This is a genomic window from Burkholderia sp. Bp9143 (assembly GCF_003853645.1).
In the GTDB taxonomy this organism is placed as follows: Bacteria; Pseudomonadota; Gammaproteobacteria; order Burkholderiales; family Burkholderiaceae; genus Burkholderia.
Genome location: NZ_QTPO01000078.1, coordinates 20,321 through 29,952, shown reverse-complemented (window position 1 = coordinate 29,952; position 9,632 = coordinate 20,321). Strand labels below are relative to the sequence as shown.

The window sequence follows — 9,632 nt, the reverse complement described above, 5'->3', positions numbered from 1 at the left end:
CTGGCTCCATTGCGCCGCCCATCAGGTGGCCTCATTACGCCGCCCCCGGATTGGCTCCATAACGCCGCCCCGTGACAGGGGGTTCCATCCGGCAGGAACCCGATTCCCGAAGGGCGTTGCGAGACGCTGCAACCGATTGCGTGGCTTCGGCCGTGATTCACGCAGTACAGCTTGAAGTCAAATATATCCGAAATCCAGAGTTTGTCGTGATGCCATCGTGGTGCCTCAAGAAAAAACGAAGTCGTCAGTAAGAAGGGCAGCCTTGCGTTCTTTCGTGACACGTCCCTCATGGTCGATGAATTTGATTGCAGAATGGGCAATTCCAGTCAGGGAGTAAAGCGGATCCGGACGAGAGGCAAACGGCGCGATCCGTCGCTCGTGAAAAAGGGAGGTGCGCCGGTGAAATCGCGCCACCGGCGGTAACTCCGCGCAGAGTGGGGCATCTCTCCGACGCAGACATTCACGTCAGCCGGTATATGCGCTTCGCGGTTTCGCTGAAAATCAACTGCTTCTCGTTGGCCGAGCATTCCGAGGCGATATGCTTGAACATGTTCCAGACCGTTCCATAGCCGAATCCGGCCTTGTCCACCGGAAAATTCGACGAGACCATGCATCGGTCTGCGCCAAACAATTCAATGCAAGGCTCAATCCAGGGCCGCCAGAGCTGGGCCAACTGACGTGACGTTGGTGGCGCCTCAGCTTTGATGAAATCGAAGTTGGCGACATTCATGAGAATGCCTCCAAGCTTGACCGTGACATTCGGACACTTGGCGAGTTCACGCATTCCCGAGAGCCAAACCGCATGATTCTCCGCCTCCTTTCCGGAATATGAACTGTGCCCCACCGGACTGCCGCAGTGGATCAGGACGATATTTGCATCCGGATGAGCACGCGCCAAAGCCGTCACGTCTGGAAGCTGGGGGTGATAGATGCTTGCATCGAATGACAGGCCGTGCGAGGTCAGCAGATCGATTCCTCGCCCGAATGCAGGGTCAAGATATAGTCCAGGACGATCCGCACTGTATCGGCCTTTGACCACTGGATCCGCGTCCCACTTTGCGCGCTGGCGTACACCCCTGAAGCGCCCGTTTGCAGCGTCAATATGCGCTTTGACGACCTCGAAGGTTTTGTCGCCAAGCGTTAGATCGGCGTATCCCACGATGCCGCTGGCAACGCGGGAACGCGTGTACTTCCCACTTGCAGCCATCGCAGCCATGCCGACTGCGAATTCCGTTTCTCCGACGTACTTGAGATGCTCAGGGCCTTCCGCCCGATACATCGAAAAACATTCGACGAATACAGACGCCACCACGTTGTGACCGCAAGTTTCCAGGTCGCGGACGTACTCATCAAGAAGATATCGATGGCCGTTAAACTCCCACAGGTGGAGGTGCGTATCGATGATGGGAAGATCGGAATCAACCACCGGTTCTGGTTCTGCGCGAGAAAGCCACGCCTCATTGGGCGGGTGAATGCTGGCGAATATGCTCATACTTTTATCCAGTTCTTAGTCTTGCTAAATTGAGGCCGTCAGATTCCAGACGGGTTCGCATGAAATCCGTAGTTCATGTGATTTGCCAATTTTCCAGAATTGGTTGAATTCGCTTCAGGAAGCGATCGCGCGAGCCGGGCGTCGGGGTAACGTGAAGCAGGTTCCTCTCGATCCCCAGCACGGCAGCTGTGGCGACGGCTTCAGAGGTGATTACGTTCACGAGATTCGGACCACTGCCGATAGCACTGCGATCGCCGGCCGATTGCGTGAGAAATGTCAAGGCCCGTTCGCCCATTGTTGTACCCACGATGGACGGGCACAAAACGGTCACGCCGATTGCCGTTGCGCCAGCAAGATCGAGATCGGCACGCAGCGTTTCGGAAAGCGCGATGACCGCATGCTTTGATGAACCGTAGTCCGCAGAGCCGGGTACAGTCGAGAGTCCTGACATCGATGCGGTATTGACCACATGTCCTGACCCGCGCGCCAAGAACAGCGGGACGAATTCCTGGATACCATGAACGACGCCCCAGTAGTTGATGTCGAATAATCGACGCCACTGGACGGGATCGATGTTCCAGATCGAGTCGAGAACTTGATAGATGCCGGCGTTGTTACAAATAATGTCGACCGTGCCGAACTGCGACAGGACCTGCCGGCGCAATGAGCGAACAGAGTCGCGATCGGCTACATCGGTGTGAACACCGATAACCGTCACACCACGGTTGGCCAGCCGTTCGGTCGCTGACTGCAAGCCTTCTGAATCGATATCGGCGAGGGCGATCCGCAGGCCGTGGCTGGCAAATGCTTCGGCCAGCGCGAATCCAATTCCCGTGGCTCCTCCGGTTACGACGACAACTTGTCCTGGAACGAGTTGGGTCACGGTATCTCCTTGAGTCTTGTACTTTGAAGAGGACGTTTGTCTCAGCTGTCGATCGAATGTGCGTCCGATGTATGCGTAGGCGGCGCTGCTTCGCCTCGACGCGGGCGAGAGGTTCGCGTTTGGCGTTCCGCCAGCCAGTTCACGATCTCGCCGACTACGCCGCGCCGGAACATCAACACACACAGGATGAACACGGCACCGGTGATGACTGGAGCTGGAAACTCGGAAGTGGCCAGCGCACTTTCAAGGGCAACTACGATCGTGGCACCGATGAGCGGTCCGTACAGCGTGCCAACACCCCCGAGCAAGACCATCAGAATTACCGCTCCAGACACGTGGAAACTTGCATCATCGAGCGTTGCGAGCTGAAAGACGATTGCCTTCATTCCGCCAGCTAGACCGGCGATCACCGACGCGATAACGAATGCGATCAGCTTGTAGCGATTGACGTCGTATCCAAGGGAAATTGCACGATCCTCATGGTCACGAATGGCTTTCAGTACGTGTCCGAATGGCGAATTGATCGTGCGCCAAAGCACGAACATGCCGACCACAAAGAGAACCAACATGGTGATGTAGATCGCCGTTACATTGTTCAGGTCGATCAACCCAAACACGTAACCTCGAGGCACATCATGGATCCCGTCTTCGCCGCCTGTAAATGACGCCTGTTGCGCTATGAACTCGACTACCTGAGCCAACGCTAGAGTGATCATCGCGAATTCGATACCTTTTCGGCGGATCGCCAGGAATCCCATTACGGTACCGACCAATGCAGCCGCGACCATCCCGACGAGAAGACACAGAAGCGGATCGAGTCCCCAAGCTTGCGCGGCGTAGGCAGTCAGGTAAGCACCTGTCCCGAGGAAAGCCGCATGCCCAAACGAGAGAAGGCCGGCGTAACCAAGCAGAAGGTCGAACGACGCGGCAAACAGCACATAGCACATCAGCTTCATGACGAAAACTGGATACACCACGGCGGGTGCCGCTGCTAATAGCGCGACGACGACCAATGGTCCAACAATCGTCGATTGATTTCGACGACGTGGTTGACCCGATGCCGGGCCAGACGTTACATCGTTCATTTCAGTTCTTCCTTCCGAAAAGTCCGCCCGGCTTGACAAGCAGAACCGCCGCCATGACAACAAAGATCACAATACTCGCGCCTTGCGGGTAGGCAAACTTGGTTACGCCTTCGACGATGCCGAGTGCGTATCCAGTCACAATCGCGCCGAGAATCGATCCCATGCCCCCGATCACGACCACGGCGAAGACAAGAATGAGCAACTGGGATCCCATATGCGAACTGACCTGAAAGATCGGCGCTGCGAGAACGCCGGCGAGAGCGGCAAGACCGGCAGCTCCCGCGTAAGTCAATGTAACTAGCACGGGTACATTGATGCCAAATACCTGCACCAGCGGCGCATTTTCGGTTGCCGATCGCATGGTCGCACCGAGACGAGTCCGTTCGATGAGAAACCATGTCGACAGACAAACGAGGAGTGAGGCTGCGACGATCCACAACCGATATATCGGGACGAACGCCACACCGACGTCTATACCGCCCCGCAATTCGCTAGGCGGTGAATATGGACGGCCCGACGATCCAAACCAGTACGTGAACATGCCTTCGACCACCAGTGAGATGCCGAAGGTCAACAAGAACCCGTAGATCGGATCGAGTCCACGGAGGCGTGACAGCATCCCTCGCTCGATGAGTGCTCCGATGAAGGCAACCAGCAACGGGATGACGACCAGCGCGGCCCAGTAGTTCAGACCGATTCGCTCCAATGCCAGCCAGGCCAGAAACGCTCCGAGCATGTACAACGTTCCATGCGCGAAGTTGACGATTTGCAGCAAGCCGAATACGACTGCGACGCCGAGCGAAAGCATTGCGTAGAACGAGCCGTTGATCAGCCCCACCAGCAGCTGCCCGAAGAGAGCGGATATGTTCATGCCTATACCCCAAGATATTGATGCAAAGCACCGGCGCGATTCTTAACTTCGGCCGCGCTCAACGCATCAATGATCTGTCCGTGTTCCATCACGTAGAACCGATCGGCGATCTTCGCGGCGAACCGGAAGTTTTGCTCGACCAGCAGAATCGTATAGCCGAGCTCTTTGAGCTTGCGAAGCAGGTCGCCAATTCGTTGGACGATCACTGGTGCAAGACCTTCCGTGGGTTCGTCGAGGAGAATGAACCGGACACCGGTACGCAACACTCGAGCGATGGCGAGCATTTGCTGTTCTCCCCCGGAGAGTTTCGTGCCCGGAGTACGACGACGCTCCTCGAGATTGGGAAACATGCGGTAAATCTCGGAGATAGAGAGTCCGCTCTCTGCAATCTGTGGTGGCAGCGTGAGGTTCTCTTCGACAGATAGGCTTGCGAATATGCCCCGTTCCTCGGGCACATATCCCAAGCCCGTACGGGCGATCTTGTGTGCCGGCAGGGCGAGAAGATCTTTTTGCCCAAGCGTGATTGAGCCATTTCGGCGACGGACCAGTCCGACGATGCTGCGCAGAGTGGTGGTTTTTCCTGCCCCGTTGCGGCCCAGTAGCGTAACCGTCTCGCCTTTCTGGACGTCTAACGATGCACCAAAGAGCACCTGACTTTCGCCGTACCATGCTTCGAGCGAATCGATATGAAGAGCTGTTGCGTGCGTTGACATGATCACTCTTCGTCCTCTGTTCCGATGTATGCCTCGCGTACCTCCGGCGAACTGGAGACTTCGTCGTATGTACCTTCCGCGATGACTTGGCCGCGTTGTAGAACAGTGATCGTGTCACACAGGCCACGGACCACCGAAAGATTGTGTTCGACCATCAGGATGGTGCGTCCCACCGAGATATCGCGAATGAGCGATACCACGTGGTCAATGTCTTCATGCCCCATACCAGCCATCGGCTCGTCGAGCAAAAGCAGAGCGGGATCGACGGCGAGCGTCGTCGCGACTTCGAGCATGCGCTTTCGTCCATAGCTCAGATTTGCGGCCAGGACATCACGATGCACAGTCAAATTGACCATTTCCAGCAGCTGGTCTGCGCGCTCGTCCAGCCGGCGGAGCATTGCATCGGACCGCCAGAACTGAGTCGCCATACCGGAACGGCGCTGCAGGGCAACCCTGATGTTCTCGTGCACGCTCAGATGACCAAACGTCGCCGAAATCTGGAAAGAGCGCACGAGCCCTCGACGAGCAATCGCAGCTGGACTCTCTCCGGTGACGTCGACACCATCGAACTGAATCGTGCCCGAAGTCGGAGGAAGGAATCCCGACAACATATTGAACATTGTGGTCTTACCGGCGCCGTTGGGGCCGATCAATGCATGAATACTTCCTCGTTTGACTGCCAGACTCGCACCATTAACTACGACGGAGCCTGAGAATTGTTTGGTCAGCTGCGTAGCCAACAGTACAGGGGCCTGTGAAGCCTCGGCGGCGAGCGATGAACCGTGATCGATGACCGCTTGATTCCGTGGTCCCGCGTCGTCGCGGTCGGACAAATTGTCCGCCGCGCGCGTGGTCCATCGACGATGCGTAGTTTGCATGTCGGATTCTCCTAATCTCGAGTCAAGCCTGAACTTCGCAATCTATTTCCTGACCAGAGGGCATTCGCTTTGAGAAAGCGGGATATTTGCGTCGTTTCCGTTGATGACGTGCAAGACGTTGGCGAAATCTCCATCACCGGACGATTGTGCAGGTGCCTTCATCCGGACGAGATACATGTCATGAGCCATGATGCCGTCGGGGCGGATATGGCCGTTGCTCGCGAACGCGTCATTGATCGTCATCTCACGAAGTTTGGCCATCACGACGTCCGCGTCGTCGGTACCGGCCTCCTGAATTGCCTTCAGGTAGCTCCGAACCGACGAATACGTGGATGCCTGCGGTTCGGTTGGCAACTTGCCGCCATTTTTTGCGGCGAACCTTTTTGCCCACGCCTTCGCTGCATCATTCCGATTCATTTCATACCAGGAAATCGCCATCAAGCCTTGCATGGAATTCAATCCGGCAGAACGGACAGCGTCGGAAGTCAGTGCGCCGGTCAACAGTTGTACCTTCGGTGTAAGGCCGAACTCGCGAGCCTGTGTAACAACCGTTGCAAGATCTGCCCCAGCATCAGCGAGCATGACGGCCTTTGCGCCTGAGGATTGGGCCTGAAGCAGATACGAGCTGAAGTCGGTTGTATTGAGCGGATGGCGTACTTCTCCCACAATCTTGCCGCCGGCTCGAGCTACCGACGCTTTGAAAACGTTCGAAATCGACTGACCAAGCGCGTAGTCGACAGCGATGATGAAGAACGTATTCATTCCGGCATCGACCATTTGCTTGGTGACGATGCCGCTCGTTGCCGCGTAAACGTTGTATTGCCACTGAACTGAATGGGGCGTGCAAGCTTTCCCGGACAATTCGGCGGCGGCGGAATTGTGCAGCACCAGTTTCTTGCGGTCCTTGACGAGACCGTTGATCGCAAGGCTGACGGCCGAGTTCGTGATGTCCGCAATGACGTCAACATGATCGGCGTCATACCACTTACGAGCGATCGCCGCGCCGATATCCGGCTTGTTCCGATGGTCTGCAGAAACGATTTCAATGGGGATGCCATTGACCTTGTTTCCGAATTCGTCCGCTGCCATGCGTGCCGCGATAACCGAACCTTCGCCGCTCAGGTCCGCGTATGGGCCGCTACGGTCGTTGAGAATGCCGATGCGAATGACGCCGTCCGAGTACTTCGCGTTTTGTGCTTGTGCCGGCGTCGCTGAAACGGCCATGGACATGGCTAACGTGGCCGAGAGCACGTATGCGATCAATTGTTTCATGGTCTACCTTTGAATTTTGGAATCCTATGGATTCATATGAAATTACCGGAATCGAATCCGATGCCGGAAGGAACGGGAAGGGGCGCGTGAACTGTCTGATCAGGGTGCGCCGAGCGTTACGCCAGTCAAATCCTCGTAAATTTTTACGATCGCGGCGCCCCCGTCTTCGCTTCCGAGTCCCGCAGCTCTGCCCATCTGGTACACCTGTTGAGCCGTATTGGCGATGAACATCGGAACTTTCAGCGACTTTGCCAGCGAAGTCTGCAGCTCCATATCCTTATAGGTGATGTCCATGCGAATCCCGTCGAAATCGCGCGCGAGGATCCGCGGGGCGGAATACTGGAACGCGACGCTGTTGCCGGTCGCCTTGCCGATTACGTCCACCATCTGACGCGGGTCGAGTCCGCCCTTCGCGCCAAGAACCAGTGCCTCGGCAATCGAAATCCAGGCAACCTGAATCAGCATATTATTGATGAGCTTCATCGTCGTGCCCTGGCCGATCGGACCGAAGTGAATGATCTCCGATGCCATCGACTGAAGAACGGGGCGCGCACGTTCGAGTGCTTCTGGTGAGCCGCCAACGAATGCCTTCAGCGTACCTTCGCGAGCGCCTTTCTCCATCCCGCTGACAGGTGCGTCGATGATGTCCATTCCGTGCGACGAAAGCAGCGCATGCATGCTCTTGAGGGCAATCGGATCGATCGTGCTCATACTGATAACCAAGTCGCCGGGTCTGGCCTTAGTGATGATGCCACCGGGGCCGACGATCACCTCCTCGGCCTGAGCGGTGGTATCGACCATCGAAACGACTACACTCGCGCGTAGGGCAACGTCTGCGGGCCCCGCCGCCGCCATTGCTCCTAGGCCGACGAAGTGATCGACTCGTTGTTCGTCGATGTCGTAGACAACCACGGGGAACCCGGCCTTGATGATATTGGCGGCCATCGGCCCGCCCATCATCCCAAGGCCGATAAAGCCCACAGTTGCATCTCTGGATTCGGACATGTCGTGTCTCCTGATCTATTGTGTTTCGTCGCATACACCGCGACTTATGAACGAATACTCCGCAATTCTGATGCCAGTCTCGTGAGCCGCATAAGTGGCCCCGGTGCAGAAGGGCGGCGAGCCTGATAGCCAGACCGTGTGCCGCAAACACATCTGTCGTTCGCCAGTACACGCTGGTTCTTCTGCCCGGAACGACCTATTGGTCCGAGCGCCGGGCGAGCCAGAACGAGAACTGCGAAAGGCATCCTGCGGCAAGCAGAGTGCATGCAGCTGCGAGCGCGTGATTCTCGCCAAGCCCTGCCAATACAGTGCATGCGGCTCCCACACTCATCTGAGTGAATCCGTACAAGCCCGATGAGGATCCAATAATGGTCGGATTGACATTGAGTGCCTCCGCCATTGCGGTAGGAGCAGCGATGCCCGCGCCATATGTCAAAACAAGCAGCGGCACAATCGTCAACGTCATTGAAAGGTGGCCTGACATGACGGAGATGAAGAATGCCGCAGCCCCGATACAACTGAGAGCATTCCCTGTCACCATGAGTCGACTGACCGTAACCCGTCCAATTAGGTTAAGGGCGCTGAGATTCCCTAGCCACACACCCGCGATGTTGAGCGCGAGATAAGTGCCAACCTCGTGTGCTGATCTGTGGAGTTGATTTACGAAAATGAATGGTGCTGCACCTATGAAGGCGTATAGAGAAGTAGTGGCACATCCACCTCCGAATGCAAAGCAGACAAACCGTCGAGATCGGAGGAGGTGTGCGTAGTTGTACGCGAGGGAAGCGCTCTTCCGACCGACACCCTCGGCGGTCTCTCCTAGCAGGAAAAAGACGAGGATGACGTTCAACGTGCCGAAGGTGGCCAATAAGCTGAAGATTGACCGCCAGCCAAAACTTTCGGCCACTACGGATCCGATTAGCGGGGCTAGGCCGGGACCCGCCATGATGATGAGATTGAGGGTGGAAAGACGTTTCGCTGCGTCATTTCCTGCCACGCTATCGCGAATGATCGCTCTACCTAGCACCAACCCCGAGCAGCCGCCTAGTGCCTGGAATAGCCGAGCGAGAATGAGCGTCTTGATGGTTGGCGCCAGGTACGCGGCAAAGCATGAGATCGCATAAATGACCATGCCGAATATCAAAACTGGCCGCCGTCCGAAGCGGTCGGATGCCGGGCCATAGATCAGTTGTCCGATGGCGAGGCCCGCGATATAGAAGCTTAGAGTCAGTTGGACGGCCGAGGCACTGGCGCCGAGATCCGAGGCTGCGATCGGCAGCGCCGGCACAAAAACGTGCATGGCCAGCGTGCCGGTCAATGTAATCAGCGCCAGGAGCCATAATGGGGAGCGCTGAGAGGGAGCCAATTGGCTCAGCGCTGGTCGTTGCGAGGTTTTCAACGAGTTTGCCTGTATTGGCTGCGGATAGCTCGAC

General features: G+C 56.6%; 9 protein-coding genes. All 9 read right to left on the bottom strand.

All coding sequences use genetic code 11. The features are described 5' to 3' along the window. Positions 1-460 precede the first annotated feature (460 nt). Complete coding sequence (locus tag DIE23_RS36465) at positions 461-1,492, bottom strand: amidohydrolase (RefSeq protein WP_124617415.1); 1,032 nt, start codon at positions 1,490-1,492, stop codon at positions 461-463. Positions 1,493-1,565: 73 nt separating this feature from the next. Continuing rightward, on the bottom strand, positions 1,566-2,375 hold the full coding sequence (locus DIE23_RS36460) for an SDR family oxidoreductase (RefSeq protein ID WP_185646600.1): 810 nt from the start codon (positions 2,373-2,375) through the stop codon (positions 1,566-1,568). Positions 2,376-2,416: 41 nt separating this feature from the next. After that, the gene (locus DIE23_RS36455) at positions 2,417-3,460 is read right to left on the bottom strand and encodes a branched-chain amino acid ABC transporter permease (RefSeq protein ID WP_124617411.1); all 1,044 of its coding nucleotides are present in this window, start codon (positions 3,458-3,460) and stop codon (positions 2,417-2,419) included. A gap of 1 nt (position 3,461) precedes the next feature. After that, positions 3,462-4,331 carry a branched-chain amino acid ABC transporter permease gene (locus tag DIE23_RS36450; RefSeq protein WP_124617409.1) on the bottom strand — a complete coding sequence of 290 codons (870 nt, stop codon included), beginning with the start codon at positions 4,329-4,331 and terminating at the stop codon, positions 3,462-3,464. Between the two features lie 2 nt (positions 4,332-4,333). Next, on the bottom strand, positions 4,334-5,044 hold the full coding sequence (locus tag DIE23_RS36445; protein WP_124617407.1) for an ABC transporter ATP-binding protein: 711 nt from the start codon (positions 5,042-5,044) through the stop codon (positions 4,334-4,336). Positions 5,045-5,046: 2 nt separating this feature from the next. Beyond that, positions 5,047-5,922: an ABC transporter ATP-binding protein gene (locus tag DIE23_RS36440; RefSeq protein WP_124617405.1), complete on the bottom strand. Its 876-nt coding sequence runs from the start codon at positions 5,920-5,922 to the stop codon at positions 5,047-5,049. A gap of 42 nt (positions 5,923-5,964) precedes the next feature. After that, entirely contained in the window at positions 5,965-7,194 is a 1,230-nt protein-coding gene (locus DIE23_RS36435; protein WP_208457541.1) for an ABC transporter substrate-binding protein, read from the bottom strand. Between the two features lie 99 nt (positions 7,195-7,293). Next, positions 7,294-8,199 carry an NAD(P)-dependent oxidoreductase gene (locus DIE23_RS36430; RefSeq protein WP_124617403.1) on the bottom strand — a complete coding sequence of 302 codons (906 nt, stop codon included), beginning with the start codon at positions 8,197-8,199 and terminating at the stop codon, positions 7,294-7,296. Between the two features lie 196 nt (positions 8,200-8,395). Further along, the gene (locus tag DIE23_RS36425) at positions 8,396-9,598 is read right to left on the bottom strand and encodes a multidrug effflux MFS transporter (protein WP_260436336.1); all 1,203 of its coding nucleotides are present in this window, start codon (positions 9,596-9,598) and stop codon (positions 8,396-8,398) included. Between the last annotated feature and the right edge of the window lie 34 nt (positions 9,599-9,632).

Coding starts and splice junctions, on each gene's coding strand:
- DIE23_RS36465 (WP_124617415.1), bottom strand. CDS start 1,492: ATGAGCATATTCGCCAGCATTCACCCGCCCAATGAGGCGTGGCTTTCT.
- DIE23_RS36455 (WP_124617411.1), bottom strand. CDS start 3,460: ATGAACGATGTAACGTCTGGCCCGGCATCGGGTCAACCACGTCGTCGA.
- DIE23_RS36450 (WP_124617409.1), bottom strand. CDS start 4,331: ATGAACATATCCGCTCTCTTCGGGCAGCTGCTGGTGGGGCTGATCAAC.
- DIE23_RS36445 (WP_124617407.1), bottom strand. CDS start 5,044: ATGTCAACGCACGCAACAGCTCTTCATATCGATTCGCTCGAAGCATGG.
- DIE23_RS36440 (WP_124617405.1), bottom strand. CDS start 5,922: ATGCAAACTACGCATCGTCGATGGACCACGCGCGCGGCGGACAATTTG.
- DIE23_RS36435 (WP_208457541.1), bottom strand. CDS start 7,194: ATGAAACAATTGATCGCATACGTGCTCTCGGCCACGTTAGCCATGTCC.
- DIE23_RS36430 (WP_124617403.1), bottom strand. CDS start 8,199: ATGTCCGAATCCAGAGATGCAACTGTGGGCTTTATCGGCCTTGGGATG.